A 19,836-nucleotide genomic window follows, 5' to 3' on the forward strand; every position below is an offset into this window, starting at 1 on the left:
GTATGTGTGAGCCGGAGGCCACCCCCCTCGTCGCTTTCCGCCGGGCTTAGAGTTGAGGTGAGACGCCAGTGCGTGTCACCAGAACGTGTGTGCCAAGCACGTGTACGGAAAGCGAGAGTTGCAGTGGGCGAGCTGCGCTTTGTCCATCTGGGGTTCGGTGCCGAGGCGGTGGAGTACCACGCCGCCTGGCAGGAGCAGCGTCGGGTCCACACCGCTCGCTTCGCCGACGAGATCCCCGACACCTGTCTGCTCCTGGAGCACCAGTCGGTCTACACGGCCGGACGGCGCACGGAGGAGAACGAGCGCCCCCTGGACGGCACTCCGGTGATCGATGTCGACCGCGGCGGGAAGATCACCTGGCATGGTCCGGGGCAGCTGGTGGGCTACCCGATCATGAAGCTGCCGCGTCCGGTCGACGTGGTCGCGCATGTGCGCCGGCTGGAGGACGTGCTGATCGCGGTGTGTGCCGAGTTCGGCCTGGAGACCACCAGGGTCGAGGGCCGCAGCGGGGTGTGGGTCCTGGGCGACGAGGTTCCCGGGGCGCGGGCGGGCCTGGGCGGGCTGTCGTTGGACTTCGACCCCAGGCGGCACGACGAGGAGTTCGATCCCCGGCTCAACGGCCCCGAGTACGCGCCGTCGAACGCCGGCCAGCGTCACGAGGACCGAAAACTGGCGCAGATCGGCATTCGGGTCGCCAAGGGCGTCACGATGCATGGCTTCTCGCTCAACTGTGATCCCGACAACACCTCGTTCGATCGGATCGTGCCGTGTGGCATCAGGGACGCCGGCGTGACCTCGCTCTCGCACGAGCTGGGGCGCCCGGTGACGGTCACCGACGTACTCCCCGTGGTCGAGAAGCACCTCACCGCGATGTGGTCCGCCGCCACCCCGCTACCTCGGGCCGTGTGACCGGGATCACCCCCACTTCCAGAGGCGTACGCTGGGGAACGCCAAAGAATCGAAAGCCGTAGGGAGCCGGACGTGTCCGCTGTCGCACCAGACGGCCGCAAGATGTTGCGTCTTGAGGTCCGGAACAGCCAGACCCCGATCGAACGCAAGCCGGAGTGGATCAAGACCCGTGCCCGGATGGGCCCGGAGTACCAGGCGCTGCAGGGTCTGGTGAAGCGCGAGGGTCTGCACACGGTCTGCCAGGAGGCCGGCTGTCCCAACATCTTCGAGTGCTGGGAGGACCGCGAGGCCACGTTCCTCATCGGCGGCGAACAGTGCACCAGGCGCTGCGACTTCTGCCAGATCGACACCGGCAAGCCCGCGGAGCTGGACCGGGACGAGCCGCGCCGGGTGGCCGACTCGGTGCGCCAGATGGGTCTGAAGTACGCGACGATCACCGGCGTGGCCCGGGACGACCTGCCGGACGGCGGCGCGTGGCTGTACGCCGAGACCGTGCGGCAGATCCACGAGGCGATGCCCGGCACGGGTGTCGAGCTGCTGATCCCCGACTTCAACGCCGTTCCCGAGCAGTTGGACGAGGTCTTCTCCTCGCGTCCCGAGGTGCTGGCGCACAACGTGGAGACGGTGCCGAGGATCTTCAAGCGGATCCGGCCGGCGTTCACCTACGAGCGTTCGTTGCGGGTGCTCACGCTCTCCCGGGAGGCGGGGCTGGTCACCAAGTCGAACCTGATCCTCGGCCTCGGCGAGACCCGCGAGGAGGTCAGCCAGGCACTGCGCGACCTGCACGAGGCCGGCTGCGAGCTGATCACCATCACGCAGTACCTGCGGCCGACCCCCCGCCACCACCCGGTGGAGCGGTGGGTGAAGCCGGCGGAGTTCGTCGAACTGCAGCAGGAGGCCGAGGAGATCGGTTACGCCGGGGTGATGTCCGGTCCGCTGGTCCGCTCCTCCTACCGCGCCGGCCGCCTCTACCGGCAGGCCGTCGAGCGGCGCGGCGCCCCGAAGGTGGCGTGACCGCAGCGGACTGTTGACGCGGGGGCCACGGGGTGGAAACACCGCGCGGGAACGATCTGAGGGGGAGCGTTGTCCATGGCCGAGCCATGGGGGTTTCGCAGGGCGCCGGCAGGCGCGGATGACGGTGCCAGGCCGCGGGTGGCCGGGCGGTCGGGGAGGGACGCGGTGATGGGGTTGGTTCAGTTGGTGCACGGGGAGCGGCCGAGTGTCGGCCGCGCCCTGCGGGCCCTGGACGAGCGGTTGCTGGCCGGTGGGCGGCGTACCGCGTTGGAGAACGCCAGGTCCGCGGTGCGTGAGGACGAGGAGCGGGCCGCCGCGCACCGCGAGGCGGTGCGCGTCCTCCGCGCCGTGGGCGCGGGCGACCCGTCACCGGCGTTGCCCACCCCGGGGGCCTGACCCGGGCGAGCCGCCGGCCGGGGGCGCCGTACACTGGCCCGCATGGCGCGGAAGGAAAAGGAACAGGATTCCGAGAACCCAGGCCGATTGAAGCAGATCGGTCTGACCTACAAGATGGCCAAGCGGGTCGATCGTTGGATCGGTCTGTGGCTGGCCCTGGTCTTTCTGGGTACGTTCGGGATCGTTCTCGGTATCGGCATTCTCTGGGGACACCCGGTCTATCTGGGCATCCTGGGCTTCCTGGTCGCGCTGCTGACCACCGCCATCGTCTTCGGCCGCAGGGCCGAGCGGGCGGCCTTCAGCCAGATGGAGGGCCAGCCGGGTGCCGCGGCCGCCGTGCTGGAGAACATGCGGCGGGGCATCGTCTTCACCCCGGCCATCGCGGTCAACCGCCAGCAGGACGTGGTCCATCGGGCGGTCGGCAAGTGCGGCGTGGTCCTGGTCGGCGAGGGCAACCCCAACCGGCTGAAGACCCTGATGGCCGCCGAGAAGCGCCGGATGAACCGGGTGGTCTCCGACGTGCCGGTGCACGACATGATCGTCGGCAAGGGTGAGGACCAGGTGGAGCTCAAGGAGCTGCGCCGTCGGATCACGAAGTATCCGAAGGTGCTGGCCGGCCCGCGCGTCACCGAGGTCAACGACCGGCTGCGCGCGATGGGCGATCTGATGAGCAACATGCCGATTCCGAAGGGCCCGATGCCCAAGGGCGGGATGCGGATGAAGGGCAACAACCAGGCTCCCCGCCGGGGCCGCTGAGCGGTTCGGGGGCGGGGCGTCGGCGCGGCCGGGGCCGGCTCGCGCGGCGGGCGCGGTGTCCGGGGTGGAAGCGTCGCGTGGACAGCGGCCCCGTGTGGAGTCACGAGAACGGCGAGGGCCGTTGGGCGGGCGGTGAGCATCAGCGTCACCAGCCGCCCAACGGCCCTCGCCGTCTTCCGGTCTCGCCGTCTTCCCGTTTCCGCGACGCCGCACCGCTCGCCGTGCCCGCCCGCGCCGACCGGCGGGGACGTCGGGACCGGGACCCGGGACCGGTGGGCCCCCGGCAGGCGCCCGAGGGCGGGGAGGACCGGGCAGGGGCTCTACGCCGTGCCCGCCGTGGCCGGTGGCTCCTGCTCCTCGGGCGCGGGCTGGCCCGTGAGGCGCACCTGTACGGCGGCGGCCGCGCGGTCGTGCAGGCCGCGGCCGTCGCGGTCCCAGATGAGGGCCGGGATCGCCAGCGCCAGCAGCAGGCAGCGGAGGGCCGAGCGCGGGAAGGAGAGGCGCTCGCCGGAGAGGTGCACCACCCGCAGCCCCAACAGGCGCTTCCCCGGGGTCATTCCGACGGTGCCGACGGTCATGAGGCTCATCAGGGTGAAGACCGCCAGCGTCCAGTTGTTGGCCGTGGCGAGGTTCCCCTGGGCGAGGAGACCGTATGCGATCAACGCGCAGAGCAGCCAGTCCACGCAGATGGCCGCGAGCCTGCGCCCGACCGGCGCGATCGAGCCCGGACCCTCCCTGGGGAGACCCAGGCGTTCGCCCCGGTATCCGAAGTCGATTCCCATGCCCTCGGCCGCCGCGCGGGGGCCGGAGAGCCACGAACCAATTGCCTGCCGGTTGTCCACGCCTCCACGGTAGCGCGGCCGGCCGGTCGGCGTGCCGCCGGCTATCCGGCGAGAAGTCCGGTTAACACTGGGGAAACAAGTGGGTCATGCCCGAGAAATGGCCTCTCCCTAGGGTCGGCCCTGGCAGGCCCGCGCGACGGGCCACTCCCGAGCCGCACATCCCCCGCCCTGCCGGGTCGGGGCTAGGAGGACATCGGATGTTCCGAAACGCCGACGAGATCAAGAAGTACATCGCCGACAACGACGTCAAGTTCATCGATGTCCGTTTCTGCGACCTGCCGGGCACCATGCAGCACGTCACCGTTCCGGCCGAGGCGTTCGACCCGGCGGAGCACCTGATGTTCGACGGGTCGTCGATCCGCGGCTTCCAGGCCATCCACGAGTCCGACATGGCTCTGGTCGCCGACCTGACGACCGCGCGGGTCGACCCGTTCCGGCGGGACAAGACCATCAACATCAACTTCTTCATCCACGACCCGATCACGGGCGAGGCCTACAGCCGCGACCCGCGGAACGTGGCGAAGAAGGCCGAGTCCTACCTCGCGTCGTCCGGGATCGCGGACACCGCGTTCTTCGGTCCGGAGGCCGAGTTCTACGTCTTCGACGACGTGCGTTTCGAGACCCGTTCCAACGCCGGTTACTACTACATCGACTCGGAGGCGGGCGCCTGGAACACCGGCGCCATCGAGGAGGGCGGCAACCGGGGCTACAAGGTCCGCTACAAGGGCGGCTACTTCCCCGCGCCGCCGGTGGACCACTTCGCCGACCTGCGGGCGGAGATCTCCCTGGAGCTGGCCGCCGCGGGCCTGGAGGTCGAGCGGCAGCACCACGAGGTGGGCACGGCCGGCCAGGCGGAGATCAACTACAAGTTCAACACGCTGTTGGCCGCCGCCGACGACCTGATGCTCTTCAAGTACATCGTGAAGAACGTCGCCTGGCGCAACGGGAAGACCGCGACGTTCATGCCGAAGCCGATCTTCGGCGACAACGGCTCGGGGATGCACGTCCACCAGTCGCTGTGGCAGGGCGGGGCGCCGCTCTTCTACGACGAGCAGGGCTACGCGGGTCTGTCGGACACGGCCCGCTACTACATCGGCGGTGTGCTCAAGCACGCGCCGTCGCTGCTGGCGTTCACCAACCCGACGGTCAACTCCTACCACCGTCTGGTGCCCGGCTTCGAGGCGCCGGTGAACCTGGTCTACTCGCAGCGGAACCGTTCCGCCGCGATGCGCATCCCGATCACCGGTTCCAACCCGAAGGCCAAGCGCGTCGAGTTCCGCGCGCCCGACCCTTCGTCGAACCCGTATCTGGCGTTCTCCGCGCTGCTGCTCGCGGGGCTGGACGGCATCAAGAACAAGATCGAGCCGGCCGAGCCGATCGACAAGGACCTCTACGAGCTGGCGCCGGAGGAGCACGCCGGGGTGCCGCAGGTCCCGACCTCGCTGCCGGCCGTGCTGGAGGCGCTGGAGAGCGACAACGAGTACCTCCAGGCCGGCGGGGTGTTCACCTCGGACCTGATCGAGACGTGGATCGACTTCAAGCGGGAGAAGGAGATCGCGCCGATGCAGCTGCGGCCGCACCCGCACGAGTTCGAGCTGTACTTCGACGTGTGAGCCCGCCGGGCCGGCACGCCGGACGAGGGCCGTCACCCCGATCGCGGGGTGGCGGCCCTCGCCGCGTGGGGCGCGGGGGTCAGCGGAGGGTCACGCGCCGGGCGCCCAGGAACGGGGCGAGGGAGAGCACGGTCTCCGGGACGCGGAGCTCCGGCTCCGCGAGGTACAGCGCGCGGGCGGCGTCGAGGTCGACGTGCGGGTCGGTGAGCCGGGCGACGCGGTCGTAACGGGCCCGCAGGGTGTCGGTGAGGCCGGCGTCGTCGGTGGGGCCGTCGCCCCAGACGTCCCACAGCAGGGTCTCGGCGCCGTTGAGCATCGCCAGGTCGAGGCGGAGGGCGTCGCCGACGAACCACTCGCCGACGAGGGCGGTCTCGGGGGTGCGGACCCCGAAGGTGCTCGGGTCGGCGTCGCCGGCGCGGACGGCGCGCCAGGCGGCCCCGGCGGTGAGGAACCGGTCGCGGGGGACGTCCAACGGGTCGATGCCGGCGGGTGGTTCGGTGGCGACGTTGGCGTCGGCCAGCAGCCAGCCCCGGTGGGGGTCCCAGTACTCGGTGACGGCGTGGTCGGCGTGGAAGCCGTCGTCGGCGAAGTAGTCGGCGAAGCCGTAGCGCATCCGGGCGGGGATGCCGGCGTGGCGCAGGAACGAGCAGAGCAGCAGTGCGAAGTCGCGGCGGATGCCGATGAACCGGTCGTCGTGTGCGCGTTGTTCGGTCAGGGGTGCGCTGTCGCGGTCGAGGATCAGGTGCAGGATGTCGTCGAGGTAGCGGGTCTCGGCGTCGTGGTGGAGGCGTCGTTCGGGGATCTCGTAGCCCAGGTGGGTGCCTTCGAGTCGGTGGATCACCAGTCCCCTGGCGGCGCGGGCGAGTTGCGCGGGGTCGGCGGGCAGCCCCGCGTAGGCGCCGGCGTGTCGGCCCGGGTCGGTGAACGCGCTCTGCGTGGTGTGGAACGCGGCGGTTTCTGGGGCGAGGGGTGCGGCGTGGGGTGCTGGCTCGGGCACGGGCGCTCCGGGTCTGGTCGTGCGTGGAGGTCACGGGTGGTGTGCGGACGGAGGGTGTGCGTCACCGGGCAGGCGCGCCGGCGCGACTAATCGCCCCTCAGTTCGATTAATGGCTCAGCGTGCCCGCTTCGGCGCGCCCCTGTCCAGCGGAATCCCGGAGGACGACTGGAGCTACCTGCCGGTTAGGCCCGTTTTGCGCCACTTGGCGTACGCCTCTACGTTCGAAGGGGCGGTCCTGACGGACGGCCGGAGGAGGCATCGATGAGCTTTGTGAGGACCCGCGACGGAGCGCAGATCTACTACAAGGACTGGGGTGTCGGCCCGCCCGTGGTCTTCTCGCACGGCTGGCCGCTCCAGGCGGACGTCTGGGACGACCAGCTGAACCTGGTGGCGGAGAACGGCTACCGCGGCATCGCCCACGACCGGCGGGGCCACGGCCGTTCCACCCAGACCTGGCACGGCAACAACATGGACACCTACGCCGACGACCTGGCCGAGGTGATCGAGGAGCTGGACCTCCGCGACGTCACGCTGGTCGGGCACTCCACCGGGGGTGGCGAGGTCACCCGCTACCTCGGTCGGCACGGCTCGGCCCGGGTCAGCCGGCTGGTGCTGCTGGGCGCGGTGCCTCCGTTGATGCTGAAGACGCCGGCGAACCCCGAGGGCACGCCGATCGACGTCTTCGACCAGATCCGGGAGGGCATCCGCAAGGAGCGTTCGCAGTTCTACCTGGACCTGACCGAGACGTTCTTCGGCGCCAACCGGCCGGACAACGAGGTCACGGACGGCAACAGGTACGCGTTCTGGCTGATGGCCATGCAGCTCGGGGTGCGGGGCGCGCTGGACTGTGTGGCGGCGTTCTCCGAGACGGACTTCACGGAGGACCTGCGGCGCGTCGACGTGCCGACGCTGGTCGTCCACGGCGACGACGACCAGATCGTGCCGATCGACGCCTCGGCGCGGAAGTCGGCCGAGATCATCCCGGACGCGACGCTGCACGTCTACGAGGGGGCGCCGCACGGGTTGGCGAGCGTGCCGGGGTTCAAGGAGAGGTTCCACGAGGACCTGCTGGTCTTTCTCAAGCACTGAAGTGGCGGTCGGCGGCCGGTAATTCCCGGCGGGCCGCCGGGGTCCGGTGGTACGGTGGCCGCGCTTGTGACGCCGGCCCGTTGAGGGCCCCGGGAGAAGGGGAGGTGAGGTTGATGGCTGCGCAGACGACGCCTGCCCCGAGCAGCGCACCGATGTTCCCTCTTCTCCCCCGGGTCCCGGCCGCCGCCTGACCGACGCTCGTCCGCCGTCGCGTGCGGGACCCTTACCCAAGGGTGCTCACCTGTCATGAGTTCGCGTTTCTCTCCTTCCTCCGACGAGTCTTCCTGCTCCGGCGTCTCTCACCCCGCCGGCACTTCTCACCCCGCCGGCACCTCTCACTCCGCCAACGTCTCCCCCTCGGCCGATTCCCCTTCCGGCGTCGCCTCCCCCTCGGGGCCCTCGTTCCCGGCGCCGGGCCTCGACGGCCCGCCCGGCGCGGGCGTGTGGGCCGCCCTCGGCTGGGACGACGACTGGGCCGCCGCCTTCGAGGAGCACGCGCGGCGCGGGCTGTCGCCCGCGCGGGTGGTGCGCGTCGACCGGGGCCGTTGCGACCTGGTCGCCGAGGCCGGCCCGGTGCGCGTCGAGAGCGGCCCGCCCGGCGCCTGCACGGGCGACTGGGCGGCGCTGCGGGCCGGAGCGGCCGGCGCCGAGCCGCGCCTGGAGGCGCTGCTCCCCCGCCGCACCGCGATCGTGCGGGCCTCCGCGTCCCGCGACTCCCAGGGCCAGGTGCTCGCCGCCAATGTCGACACGGTGGTGCTGGCCGTGCCGGCGGGCGGTTCCTGGGACGCCGGCCGGCTGGAGCGGCTGCTGGCGCTGGCCTGGGAGAGCGGGGCCCGGCCCGTGGTCGCGCTCACCAAGATCGACCGGTGCGCCGATCCGGGGGCGCTGCTGGAGGAGGCCGCCGCGCTGGCGCCGGGCGTCGACGTGGTGGCGACCAGCGCACTGCACGGCGAGGGTGTCGACACACTCACGGCGCTGCTGGGCGGCACCGTGGTGCTGCTGGGGACCTCGGGCGCAGGCAAGTCCACGCTGGGCAACGCCCTGTTGGGCGAGGAGGTGCTCGCCACCGGCGAGATCCGGGAGGTGGACGACAAGGGTCGGCACACCACGGTGCGCCGGGAGTTGCTGCCGCTGCCGCACGGCGGGGTGTTGATCGACACGCCGGGGCTGCGCGGGGTGGGTCTGCACGACGCGGCCGACGGGCTCGGGCAGGTCTTCGCCGACATCGAGGAGTTGGCCGCGGAGTGCCGCTTCGGGGACTGCGCCCACCGGGTGGAGCCGGGCTGTGCGGTGCTGGCCGCCGTCGAGTCCGGCGCGTTGCCGGAGCGTCGACTGGCCAGCTATCGCAAGCTGTTGCGGGAGAACGCCTGGGCGGCGGCCAGGACCGACGCGCGGTTGCGGGCCGAGCAGACCAACCGCTGGAAGGTGATCAGCCGCACGCAGCGGGCGGCCTACCGCTTCCGCGACAAGCAGCGCTGAGGGGCTCCGGGTCCCGTTCCTCGGCCCGTGCGCTGACGCGCCGGTGGCGTTCGACCGTTTTCGTCAACTGTCGGGCGCCGCCTGGCGCGTTGCGACCGTTCCGTGACACGGGGCCTCTGGACCGGGGGGTTACGCGCACGCGTAATATTGATTACATGATTACAGACAAGGGGCGGCAGGAGTTGCACGGCTGGTTCGTCGGCCGACTGCCGGAGTCCTGGTTCACCGAGCTGGTGGAGGTGTCCGCCGACCGGGAGGAGATCACGGTCATCGGGCGGATACCGGAGCCGGACCTCCCCCCGGAGGCGTCGCTCACGGAGTACGAGGCGGCCTGCGAGGGGCGCATCACCGAGTTCCGTGAGCGCACCAGGGCGCAGCGGGTCGAGGTGGCGCGGGAGGCGCAGATCCGTTTTCGGCGGCAGCTCTCGTGGGGGGCGCGCTGCGGCCACAGCCAGGAGATGTTCACCCACATCTCCGCGCCGGTGATGACCCGGCTCAAGCAGCCCGAGCGACTGGTGCTCGACACCCTGATCGCCGGGGGTGTGGCGCGCAGCAGGAGCGACGCGCTGGCCTGGTGCGTGCGGCTGGTGGAACGGCACTCCGACGCGTGGCTGGCCGATCTGCGTGAGTCGTTGCACGAGGTGGAGCGGGTGCGCACCAAGGGGCCCGCGCCTTCCACGGCGGACGGGCTGGAGGGCAGCGCGCTGGAGAAGTCCGACAAGTAGCTGCCGGGGACGGGGAAGGCCGGAGGGGTGCGGCCGCGCGACCGGCGAGGAACCGGCCCGAGGGGGGCCGACAGCGGGCGGCGGGGGCGGGGCGGCACCGCCGTGACGCATGTCAACGGGTGTTGACGGATGAGGGCAGGGGGACGACTGAGGCGAAGCGCATCACTTTACGGGACATATCACCATACGCCTCCGCATGGTTTTAACTTTACGTTACCTTTCTCCCATGCCACAACGACGGGTAGCCCGACGCCGTTTGACGGCAGCGGACTGGGCGGAGGCGGCGCTCGACGCGCTGCGGGACGAGGGAAGCCTCAGTGCCATCGCCATCGAGCCCTTGGCCGCGCGGCTCGGCGCGACCAAGGGCAGTTTCTACTGGCACTTCGCCAACCGTGACGCCCTGGTCGACGCGGCGCTCGCCGGCTGGGAGGCACGTTCCACCGAGGAGCTGACCGAGGCCGTGGCCGCCGGCGAGGACGAGCCGGTCGTACGCGGGCGGGAGTTGTTGCGCACCATGACCGGCCTCGCCCATCGGGACCCGACGGAGCTGGCCCTGCTCGCCGAGGCGGGGCAGCCGCGCGTGGCGGCGGCGCTGGAGCGGGTGATATCGCGCAGGCTGGACGCGCTCGCCGCGCTGCTGGAGACGGAGCTCGCGCTGCCGCGCGAGGAGGCCAGGAGCCGAGCGCTGCACGCGTACTGCGACCAGTTGGGCCGCGCCCAACTCGCCCGCGCCATACCGGCGGTGCTGCCGGAGGCGGCCGACGACGAGGAGACCGCGATCGACTCCGCCTGGCACGCGCTGCTGGGCGCGGCGGCGGGCGGGCCCGGGGGCGGATGAGCCCCTCGGGCGCGCACGCGGGGGCTACGCGCCCAGGGCCAGGCAGGGCCGTTTCGCGCCGGCGTGTGCGGGGGCCGTTGGCGCCGCGCGGTTCCGCACACCCGAGCCGTTGGCGCCGCGCGGTTCCGCACGCCCGGGAGGGTGCGGGACAACGGGGGAAGGGCGGACCGGTGGCGGTGTGGGTGGGCGCGAGCACGCCTTCGAGCGGGGCCCCTGATTTCCCCGGTTCGAAGCCTTTGCGAGGTTCCCGGTCCCAGGCCGCTCACCGACCCGGATCCGACGAGTTCCCCGCCCTCGCGGCGGCAAACCACCGCTCCGACGGCCGGCCGCCCGGCGCCCGCGCGGGCGCCGGCGCGTCGTGTGGGGCGCGCGCCGGGCGGGTACCCGGGACGCTCCCCGACGTGGTGAGGAGGAAGCCATGCAGCAGCGTGGGAGCGACCAGCACAGCCCGCGTCGCGACGACGAGATGAAGCATGAGCTTCAGGGCATGTTGCGCGGCGAGCGGCCGTCGAGGGCCGAGGAGTGGCACGACCCGGAGCCGGCGGCCGACGACGATCCGCCGCTGGCCGGCGGCCCGGTGCGGCCGGGCACGGGAGGCGACCTCGGTGAGCAGGACGACGAGGCGTTCCGTTTCGAGCTGGCGCGCTATCTGCGGCGGACGGACTTTCCCGCGGAACGCCCCGGGGTGCTCGCGGCGCTGGACGAGAACCACGCGCCGGAGCCGTTGATCGAGACGGTCCGCGCCGAGCTGCCCGAGGAGCACGCCTACCGGAACGTGCAGGAGGTGGCGGTCGCCCTCGGCCACCATCCGCGCACCTGACCGCCCCGGCGCCCCCGGGTCCGCCGCCGCGCGGGCGCGGGGGCGTGCCGCGTCAGGCGTCGAGCGCGGCCTCCACCGCGGCGAGGATCTCGGTGACGCGGAGGCCGAACCGCACGTCGCAGGGGTGGGGGCGGCCGCCGTCGGCCGCCTCGACCAGGGCGTCGACGGCACGGCGGAACGGCCGGACGGGGCCGCCGTCGCCGCGTTCCGGCAGGTTGGAGACGCCGGCCGCGCCGCGCAGCTCGGCGGAGACCCCGGCGGCCTGTGCCGGCATGGACATGCTGACGGTGAGGGTGCTGGAGGCACCCGAGGCGTGGCGGAGCACGGCGTGGACCGTGTCCCCCGGGCCCCGCACGGCGCGGATCGCGTCGAGGTCGGCGACGTCGCCCAACGGCGGCAGCAGCACGGACAGCGCGTGCGGGCCGATGTCCCACAGCGCGCCGCGCTCGCGGCGCCAGGTCGAGTGCTGGTAAGGCGACTCGGAGCCGGCGAAGACCGGGGAGAACCATTCCGCGCTGCCGGTCAGCCAGTTGTCGGTGCCGCACTGGGCCTCGACCCAGGCCGCGGTCTCCGGCGCGAAGCGGAGCGTGCAGAAGACGACGGAGGCGCGGCGGTGCGCGGCGACGGCGTCGGCGATGGCGCGGGCGCCATCGACGGTGGTGGCGATCGGCTTCTCCAGCAGCAGGTGGCAGCCGGCCTCGGCGGCGCGCACCGCGAGCGGCGCCTGGACGTCGGGCGGCAGCGCGAAGGCCACCGCGTCGCAGTCGGCGAAGAGGGCGTCCGGGGTCGCGTAGGGGCGGGTGCCGAGCGTGTGCGCGAGTGCGGCTGCCGCCTCGGCTCTGCGTCCCCAGACGCCGGCCAGTCGCACCCCGGGGTGCTCCGCCAGGCCGGGGCCGTGGGTGTCGGCGGCCCAGGGGCCGGTGCCGAGCAGGCCGATCCTCATCGTCGACGCCTCTTCCTCACTCAACCGTCTCGCCGTGCGCGGGCCCCACCCTAGCGATCTCCGTACCGGGCCGGTATCGGCGGCGGGTCGCTGATTCACAGCCGCTTAACAGCCGGGCAACGGAAGGGCAATCGCCGCTGGCGAGGGTGTGGCCAACGTTCCGCGACGGCGTACCGCGCCGCGCGCCGGCGCGTGCGCGCGGTGGCGCGCCGGTGAACGCGAGTCCGCGCGCACCCGCGATGCCCCGAGCGACGCCCCCGAGGAGTCATGACCGTGAGCTACAAGGCCGAGTACATCTGGATCGACGGCACGGAGCCGACCGCCAAGCTGCGTTCCAAGACCAAGATCCTGGCGGACGGCGCCGAGCCCCCGGTCTGGGGCTTCGACGGTTCCAGCACCAACCAGGCGGAGGGCCACGCCTCCGACCGGGTGCTCCGCCCGGTCGCCAGCTTCCCGGACCCGATCAGGGGCGGCGAGAACCTGCTGGTGCTGTGCGAGGTCTTCGACACCGACGACGACACCCCGCACTCCTCCAACACCCGGGCCCTGCTGCGGCCGGTCGCGGAGCGGTTCGGCGGCCAGGAGCCGCTCTTCGGCATCGAGCAGGAGTACACCTTCTTCAAGGGCTCGCGCCCGCTGGGCTTCCCGGAGAACGGGTTCCCCGCGCCGCAGGGCGGCTACTACTGCGGCGTCGGCGCGGACGAGATCTACGGCCGCGAGATCGTCGAGGCGCACCTGGAGAACTGTCTGCGGGCGGGCCTGGGCATCTCCGGGATCAACGCCGAGGTGATGCCGGGGCAGTGGGAGTTCCAGGTGGGGCCGCTGTCCCCGTTGGAGGTGGCGGACCAGCTGTGGGTCGCACGTTGGCTGCTGTACCGGACCGCCGAGGACTTCGGGGTGTCGGCGACGCTCGACCCCAAGCCGGCCAAGGGCGACTGGAACGGCGCGGGGGCGCACACCAACTTCTCGACCCGCGCGATGCGCGAGGGCTATGACGCGATCATCACGGCCTGCGACGCGCTGGGCGCGGAGGGCAAGCCGCTGCACCACGTGCGTAACTACGGCACCGGCGTCGAGGACCGGTTGACCGGGGCGCACGAGACGGCGCCGTGGGACGAGTACAGCTACGGCGTCTCCGACCGCGGCGCCTCGGTGCGCATCCCCTGGCAGGTGGAGCGCGACAAGAAGGGCTACATCGAGGACCGCCGCCCCAACGCCAACTGCGATCCCTACGTGGTGACCCGGCTGCTGGTGGAGACGTGCTGCGCGGAGTTGGAGCGCGCCGGTCTCGCCTGATCCCGTTTCCGGGACCCGCCGCCGCCGGCGGCCGACGCGGCACGCCCTCGCCGCCGCGGCCGCCGGCGGCGGCCTGGTGTACCCAGCACCACCGGGCGTTCGGGGTCTCCCCCCGTTACGCTCCCCCTTTCGGCAGGCGAGACTTGTGGCCACACGGGGCGAGCGAGCGAGAGGGAAGGGTCGACGAGGACATGAGACGGGAACAGGCACGGGGCGGCCTGTTGGCTGCGGCCCAGGGGCTGCTGCTGGCGTTGCTGTCGATCGGCGTGTCGCTGACGCTGTTCACCCTCTTCGTGGTGTCCCTGGCGCTGATCCCCCTCGGCCTGGGGCTGCTGGCCATCCCCTGGCTGGTGGTGGCGATCCGGGCGCACGCCAACCTGCGGCGCGCGTATGCCAGCCGCTGGTGCGGGATCGACATCCCGGTGGCCTACCGGCAGCTGCCGCACGATCCGCGCGGGGGGCTCGCCGGCCAGGTGGACCGCGCGATCCAGTTGCTGAAGGACTCGGCGACCTGGCGGGACGTGCTGTGGCTGCTGCCCGACGCGGTGGTGGGCTTCCTGCTGGCGGTGCTGCCGTTCGGGCTGCTGTCCTACGGGCTGTGGGGCATCGTGCTGGCGTCCGGGGTCTGGATCCCGATCGTGCACGCGATCGGCACCTACTGGTGGGTGTTCGTGCCGGTGAGCGGCTTTCTGTCGTCGCTGGTCGCGGGGGCCTGCGGGCTGGCGTTCCTGCTGGGCGGGCTGCGGTACAACCCGCGCCTGGTCGAGGTGCACTTCCACTTCACGCGGGTGCTGATCGGGGCGCCGGAGAAGCAGCTGCTGGCGCAGCGGGTCGCCCGGCTCCAGGAGACGCGGCACGACGCGGTGGACGACTCGGCGGCCGAGCTGCGGCGCATCGAACGGGACCTGCACGACGGCGCGCAGGCCAGGCTGGTCGCGATGGGCATGTCGCTGGGCGCGGTCGAGGCGCTGATCGAGAAGGACCCGGACCAGGCGAAGCAGCTGCTGGCGCAGGCGCGGGCGAACTCGGCCGAGGCGTTGACGGAGCTGCGGGACCTGGTGCGCGGCATCCATCCGCCGGTGCTGGCGGAGCGCGGGCTGGGTGACGCGGCGCGGGCGTTGGCGCTGCGGATGCAGGTGCCGGTGGAGGTGGACGTGGAGCTGCCGGGCCGGCTGGAGGAGCCGGTGGAGGCGGCGGCGTACTTCGCGGTCAGCGAGGTGTTGACGAACGCGGCCAAGCACGCGGAGGCGGAACGCATCTGGCTGGACATCTACTACAACCGCAAGGACCGCAGCCTGCGCATCGCGATCACCGACGACGGCAAGGGCGGCGCGTCGCTTGAGGGCGGCAGCGGGCTGCGCGGGCTGGAGCGGCGGCTGGGCGCGTTCGACGGGGTGCTGGCCGTGAGCAGCCCGGTGGGTGGCCCGACGCTGGTCACCATCGAGATTCCGTGCAACCTGACGCGGTTGGGGCAGGTCGGGGCGGAGTAGCGCCGGCGGTCCGACGGGCCGGGCGGGCACGGGGAGGGCGGTTTTCCGCCGAATTCCCCGGCGCGCCCGGCCCGTTGGCGTCATGCGGCCGGGGCACGGGCCGCGGTGGAACGCCGCTGTCCGCGCGGCGCGGGCCGTTACGATCGTGGCGCCCGCCGTACGGGCGGGTGCGGCGGACGCTTCGAGGAGGCGGCGTGGTGGAGCAGCGGCCGGGCGGGGTGTTCGGTCCCGAGCCCCTGGGCGCGGAGGACCCGGCGTCCGTGGGCCCGTACCGGCTGCTGGGGCGGCTGGGCGCGGGCGGGATGGGCCGGGTCTACCTGGGGCGTTCGGCCGGCGGCCGGATGGTGGCGCTGAAGGTGGTGCGCGGGGACCTGGCGTCGGAGCCGGAGTTCCGGCGGCGGTTCCGGGCCGAGGTGGAGGCCGCGCGGCGCGTCGGCGGGCTGTGGACGGCGCCGGTGTGGGACTGCGACACCGAGTCGGCCGTGCCGTGGGTGGCGACCGGCTATGTGGCGGGGCCGCCGCTGGGGAAGGTGGTGGAGCGGCTGCACGGGCCGCTGCCCGAGACGTCGGTGTGGGCGCTGGCGTTCGGCCTGGCGCTGGCGTTGCGGGACATCCACGGCAGCGGGCTGGTGCACCGCGACCTGAAGCCGTCGAACGTGATGGTGACGCTGGAGGGGCCGAAGGTCATCGACTTCGGTATCGCCCGCGCGGTGGACGCCGGTCTCGGTGACGCCAGCGTGGTGACGCGGACCGGGGCGATGGTGGGATCTCCCGGCTACATGCCGCCCGAGCAGATCAGGAGCGAGCGGCTGACCGGAGCGGCGGACGTGTTCGCGTTGGGCGCGGTGCTGGCGTACGCGGCGACGGGCTGGCACGCGTTCAGTTGGGACGGCGCGCCGACGCACACGGTGCTCTACCGGGTGATGCACGAGGAGCCGCGGCTGGGGCCGGAGGACGGGCCGTTGCGGGGCGAGTTGCGGGCGCTGGTGGGGCGCTGTCTGCGGCGGGACGCGGCCGAGCGGCCGGCGTTGGACGAGATCGAGGCGGTGGGGAGCGCGCGTTCCGGCGAGGGCTTCTGGCTGCCGGCGTCGTTGACGGCGCGGCTGGGGCAGGAGGCGGCGGCGCTGCTGGAGATCGACGCGCCGGTGGCCGAGGCCCCGGCGTCGCCGCCGGCGCCCCCGGCCCACCCGCCGACGCCGCCACCGCCGGGGGGCTCCGTGCCCGACGCCCCGACGGGGGCCCCGGCCGCGACCCCGCGCCGGGGGCGGCGTCGGGCGCTGCTGGCCGGCGCGGTCGCCGCGGCGGTGCTGGCGGTGGCCGTTCCGGTGACGCTGCTGGCCACGTCGGGGGACGACGCGGGCGGGGCGGGCGGCGCGGGCGACGGGGGCGACGCGGGTGACGGGTTCGTCGGGGGGAACGGGGACGGCGAGGGGAACGGGGGCGGCGGGCAGAACGGGGGCGGCGGGGGCGCGGACGGTGAGGCGCCGCTGGCGGGCCTGTTGCCGGAACCGGTGCGGGAGGCCGGGGAGATCACGGTGTGGGTGGCCGAGAGCCACCGGCCGGTGCTCTTCTCGGACGACGGGCGGCCGGCCGGCTTCGAGGTGGAGCTGGCCGAGGAGATCGGCGCGCGGCTGGGGGTGACCGTCGTCTTCCGGCAGGCCGAGGACGACGAGGCGGCGGCCAGGTCCGCGGTGCGCGAGGGCGCCGACCTGCCCGGCCATCTCGCGATGTCCGCCTATGTCGACCGGCCGGGCAACCGCGAGCGGTTCGGCGTCGACTTCGTCAACCACTTCGCCGACGGCCCCGGCGTGCTGACCGACGAGCCGCGGCTGCTGTCGGGCGCGCCCGAGGAGTGGTGCGGGCTGACGCTGACCACCTGGGGCGACGAGAACAACCGCGACACGGTGCGCGACCTCACCGCCGGCTGCGCGGAGGAGACGTCGCTGGTCACCCACTCGCGACTGGCCGACATGGCGGAGGCGGTCGAGGCCGGCGAGGCGGACGCCGCGGTGCTGCTGTACTCGCAGGCCGCCGCCTTCGCCCACGGCAACGCCGGGTACGGGCTGAGCACCGGCCTCGACCCGCGCCACCAGGGGTTCCGCGGTATCGCGGTCCCCGCGGGGCAGGACGTGCTGCGCGACGCGGTCGCCGCGGCGGTGGAACTGCTGGTCGAGGACGGCACCTATGCCAGCCTTCTCGACCACTGGGGCATCCCGGCCGTGGCGCTCGACGAGCCGTCGGTGAACGGCGGCGGGTGCCCGTTCTGCCGGACGTGCCACGGGTCCTGGCGACGGTCCTGGCGACGGGTCCTGGCGACGGGTCCTGGCGGCGGGAGCGGCCGGGCCCGTGGCGGTCACCGGGGCGCGCGGGAGGCGGTGCGGGCCCCCGCGTCCGTCGGCCTCGCCGCGCGCGCGACAACCGCCGTGTCCCCCGCGTTCGTCTCGCGATCATCGCGCGTGCATGACAACTGCCCTACGCTGACGCCGTGTCGCACGCCTCTCCCGGCGTGTGACGCGTCGTAACTTCCCCTCCCCACAGTGAAGGTGGCGCGGATGACCAGGTCCAGGGACCGGAAGAGGCACGGCAGGCGCGGGTTCGGCGGCGTGGTGGCCGTCGGTGGCGCCTGCGTGTGGGTGATGGCCGGCAGCGGGGTACACGCGGCCGAGCCGGACGAGGCGGGGTACGCGGCCAGCACCTCGGTGGGCGTGCACAACGCCTATCTCCAGAGCGCGTTCCCCTACCTCGCCGACGCCCTGGACTCCGGGGCCGGAATGCTCGAACTGGACGTCTGGACCAACTTCTTCGGCTCGGGGTGGCGGGTGGGGCACGACAGCCCGTTCACCAACCAGAACAACTGCGTGGGCGCCACCAGCCCGGACGGGCTGCGCTCCGGGGACCGGAACCAGGCGCTGGCGGCCTGCCTGACCGACCTGCGGACGTGGCACGACGCGAACCCGGGCCACCGGCCGATCCAGTTGAAGTTCGAGCTGAAGGACGGCTTCGCCGACAACCTGGGGCGCGGCCCGGCCGCGTTCGACGCGCTGGTGGACGAGGTCCTGGGCGACGCGGTGTACCGGCCGGGCGAACTGACGGGCGACCACGCCTCGTTGGACGAGGCGGTCGCCTCGGGCGGCTGGCCCGGCAGGGACGAGCTGGCGGGGAAGTTCCTGATACATCTGATCCCCGGGACCGTGGAGCAGGGGAACCCGTTCGACGAGCTGTGGACCGACGAGGAGTACGGCCGGCATCTGCGGGACCTGGCGGCCTCGGGCGAACTGGACCGGGCGGTCGCGTTCCCCGCGGTGCTGGGCGCCGAGGCCGGGGACCCGAGGGTGGGGCGTTACGAGGAGTCGCTGCGGCCCTGGTTCGTGGTCTTCGACGGGAGCGCCTCCACCTATCTGGAGTCGGTGGACACCGGCTGGTACAACGAGCGCGGCTATCTGCTGGTGATGACCGACGCGCACAACGTGGCCCCGCCGATATCGGCGACCGACCCGACCGAGGAGGAGGCGCTGGCGCGGGTGAACGAGCTGGCGGCCGGCGGGGCGACGGTGGCCAGCTCGGACTGGACCGGGTTGCCGTCGGTGCTCTCCACCGTCGTTCCGCACTGAGCCCGCCCCCTCCCGGCACCGTCCCGGCACCGCCCGGCTCCGTCGCCTCCCGGCCCTTGCGGGGCGCGGGCGGGGCCGGGACGGCATAGGCTAGGGGCGCCCCGGGCGCGGCGGAGCGTGACGCCCCGGGTCTGGCCCCGCCGACCGGGTCGGGGGAACGTTCAGCACAGGGGCGGTCCGAAGACGTCACAGGAGGTCTTCGAGACGCCTGGAGACGGAGAGTTCCGTGCGGGTTGTCGTCGCCGAAGACCTGTTTCTGCTCAGGGACGGTCTGGTCCGTTTGCTGGAGGCCCATGGCTTCGAGCTGGCGGCCGCCGTGGACAACGGCCCCGAACTCACGCGGGCGCTCGCGGAGTTGAAGCCGGACGTGGCGGTGGTGGACGTGCGGCTGCCGCCGTCGTTCACGGACGAGGGGTTGCAGTGCGCGCTCCAGGCGCGCGCCGAGCAGCCGGGGCTGCCGGTGCTGGTGCTCTCCCAGCACGTGGAGCAGCTGTACGCGCGGGAGCTGCTGGCGGACGGGAACGGCGGCGTCGGCTATCTGCTGAAGGACCGGGTGTTCGACGCGGACCAGTTCATCGACGCCGTGCGGCGGGTGGCCAGCGGCGGCACGGCGATGGACCCGCAGGTGATCCAGCAGCTGCTGGCGCAGCGCAGCAGCCAGGGTTCGCCGCTGGAGAAGCTGACCCCGCGCGAGGTCGAGGTGATCGAGCTGATGGCGCAGGGGCGTTCCAACGCGGCGATCGCGGAGCGGCTGGTGGTGACCGAGCGGGCGGTGGCCAAGCACACCTCCAACATCTTCGCCAAGCTGGGGCTTCCGCCGTCCGACGACGACAACCGCCGGGTGCTGGCGGTCCTCGCCTATCTGGAACGCTGACCGCCGGGCGGGCGGCCCCGGTCCCCGGCCCCGGCCCCGGCGAGACGCTGACCGTCGGAGGGGCGTGTGCGCCGGCGTGCGCCCGCCGTTCCGCGCGGGGCGCGAGGGGCGTGCGCCGGGGAAGCGCGGCGCTCCGTAACCGTC

Annotated in this window: 18 protein-coding genes; 15 read left to right on the forward strand and 3 right to left on the reverse strand. The window is 73.0% G+C overall.

Features of this window, described 5'->3' with window-relative positions:
• Positions 1-123: 123 nt before the first annotated feature.
• The 4 genes from lipB to CRP51_RS01745 all read left to right on the forward strand — a co-directional run bounded on the left by lipB (position 124) and on the right by CRP51_RS01745 (position 3,075).
• Positions 124-909 (forward strand): lipoyl(octanoyl) transferase LipB, encoded by a 786-nt coding sequence (gene lipB, locus CRP51_RS01730; RefSeq protein WP_097229107.1) that lies wholly within the window; start codon positions 124-126, stop codon positions 907-909.
• Between the two features lie 72 nt (positions 910-981).
• The gene (gene lipA, locus CRP51_RS01735; RefSeq protein ID WP_097229108.1) at positions 982-1,923 is read left to right on the forward strand and encodes a lipoyl synthase; all 942 of its coding nucleotides are present in this window, start codon (positions 982-984) and stop codon (positions 1,921-1,923) included.
• Between the two features lie 165 nt (positions 1,924-2,088).
• Positions 2,089-2,319 (forward strand): hypothetical protein, encoded by a 231-nt coding sequence (locus CRP51_RS01740; protein ID WP_141514525.1) that lies wholly within the window; start codon positions 2,089-2,091, stop codon positions 2,317-2,319.
• Between the two features lie 42 nt (positions 2,320-2,361).
• Positions 2,362-3,075 carry a DUF4191 domain-containing protein gene (locus tag CRP51_RS01745; protein ID WP_097229110.1) on the forward strand — a complete coding sequence of 238 codons (714 nt, stop codon included), beginning with the start codon at positions 2,362-2,364 and terminating at the stop codon, positions 3,073-3,075.
• Between the two features lie 320 nt (positions 3,076-3,395).
• Here CRP51_RS01745 and CRP51_RS01750 read toward each other — a convergent pair whose 3' ends face one another.
• Complete coding sequence (locus tag CRP51_RS01750; protein ID WP_097229111.1) at positions 3,396-3,917, reverse strand: RDD family protein; 522 nt, start codon at positions 3,915-3,917, stop codon at positions 3,396-3,398.
• 197 nt (positions 3,918-4,114) lie between these two features.
• On the opposite strand from CRP51_RS01750, the gene glnA reads away from it, so the two are divergent.
• Positions 4,115-5,530 carry a type I glutamate--ammonia ligase gene (gene glnA, locus CRP51_RS01755; protein WP_097229112.1) on the forward strand — a complete coding sequence of 472 codons (1,416 nt, stop codon included), beginning with the start codon at positions 4,115-4,117 and terminating at the stop codon, positions 5,528-5,530.
• A 79-nt stretch (positions 5,531-5,609) separates the two neighbouring features.
• Here glnA and CRP51_RS01760 read toward each other — a convergent pair whose 3' ends face one another.
• On the reverse strand, positions 5,610-6,527 hold the full coding sequence (locus CRP51_RS01760) for a transglutaminase domain-containing protein (RefSeq protein ID WP_097229113.1): 918 nt from the start codon (positions 6,525-6,527) through the stop codon (positions 5,610-5,612).
• Between the two features lie 261 nt (positions 6,528-6,788).
• On the opposite strand from CRP51_RS01760, the gene CRP51_RS01765 reads away from it, so the two are divergent.
• From CRP51_RS01765 to CRP51_RS01785, 5 genes are all read left to right on the forward strand, one after another.
• Positions 6,789-7,616 (forward strand): alpha/beta fold hydrolase, encoded by an 828-nt coding sequence (locus CRP51_RS01765; RefSeq protein ID WP_097229114.1) that lies wholly within the window; start codon positions 6,789-6,791, stop codon positions 7,614-7,616.
• Positions 7,617-7,862: 246 nt separating this feature from the next.
• Complete coding sequence (rsgA, locus tag CRP51_RS01770) at positions 7,863-9,095, forward strand: ribosome small subunit-dependent GTPase A (RefSeq protein ID WP_097229115.1); 1,233 nt, start codon at positions 7,863-7,865, stop codon at positions 9,093-9,095.
• 155 nt (positions 9,096-9,250) lie between these two features.
• Positions 9,251-9,820 carry an ATP-binding transcription factor AbmR gene (gene abmR / locus CRP51_RS01775; RefSeq protein ID WP_097229116.1) on the forward strand — a complete coding sequence of 190 codons (570 nt, stop codon included), beginning with the start codon at positions 9,251-9,253 and terminating at the stop codon, positions 9,818-9,820.
• Positions 9,821-10,046: 226 nt separating this feature from the next.
• On the forward strand, positions 10,047-10,658 hold the full coding sequence (locus CRP51_RS01780; protein WP_170970397.1) for a TetR/AcrR family transcriptional regulator: 612 nt from the start codon (positions 10,047-10,049) through the stop codon (positions 10,656-10,658).
• 418 nt (positions 10,659-11,076) lie between these two features.
• The gene (locus CRP51_RS01785) at positions 11,077-11,478 is read left to right on the forward strand and encodes a DUF2795 domain-containing protein (protein WP_097229118.1); all 402 of its coding nucleotides are present in this window, start codon (positions 11,077-11,079) and stop codon (positions 11,476-11,478) included.
• Positions 11,479-11,530: 52 nt separating this feature from the next.
• On the opposite strand, the gene CRP51_RS01790 is transcribed toward CRP51_RS01785, so the two are convergent.
• Positions 11,531-12,421: a Gfo/Idh/MocA family protein gene (locus tag CRP51_RS01790; RefSeq protein WP_097229119.1), complete on the reverse strand. Its 891-nt coding sequence runs from the start codon at positions 12,419-12,421 to the stop codon at positions 11,531-11,533.
• Between the two features lie 273 nt (positions 12,422-12,694).
• Here CRP51_RS01790 and glnII point away from each other — a divergent pair, with 273 nt between their 5' ends.
• From glnII to CRP51_RS01815, 5 genes are all read left to right on the forward strand, one after another.
• Positions 12,695-13,717 (forward strand): glutamine synthetase, encoded by a 1,023-nt coding sequence (glnII, locus tag CRP51_RS01795; RefSeq protein ID WP_097229416.1) that lies wholly within the window; start codon positions 12,695-12,697, stop codon positions 13,715-13,717.
• A 191-nt stretch (positions 13,718-13,908) separates the two neighbouring features.
• Positions 13,909-15,207: a sensor histidine kinase gene (locus CRP51_RS01800; RefSeq protein ID WP_097229120.1), complete on the forward strand. Its 1,299-nt coding sequence runs from the start codon at positions 13,909-13,911 to the stop codon at positions 15,205-15,207.
• A 194-nt stretch (positions 15,208-15,401) separates the two neighbouring features.
• Positions 15,402-17,729: a serine/threonine-protein kinase gene (locus CRP51_RS28675; RefSeq protein WP_170970398.1), complete on the forward strand. Its 2,328-nt coding sequence runs from the start codon at positions 15,402-15,404 to the stop codon at positions 17,727-17,729.
• A 30-nt stretch (positions 17,730-17,759) separates the two neighbouring features.
• On the forward strand, positions 17,760-18,818 hold the full coding sequence (locus CRP51_RS01810; protein WP_439333103.1) for a phosphatidylinositol-specific phospholipase C domain-containing protein: 1,059 nt from the start codon (positions 17,760-17,762) through the stop codon (positions 18,816-18,818).
• Positions 18,819-19,044: 226 nt separating this feature from the next.
• Entirely contained in the window at positions 19,045-19,692 is a 648-nt protein-coding gene (locus CRP51_RS01815) for a response regulator transcription factor (protein ID WP_097229121.1), read from the forward strand.
• The last annotated feature ends 144 nt before the right edge of the window (positions 19,693-19,836 follow it).

It is taken from the genome of Streptomyces zhaozhouensis, assembly GCF_900230195.1.
Classification (GTDB): domain Bacteria; phylum Actinomycetota; class Actinomycetes; order Streptomycetales; family Streptomycetaceae; genus Streptomyces; species Streptomyces zhaozhouensis.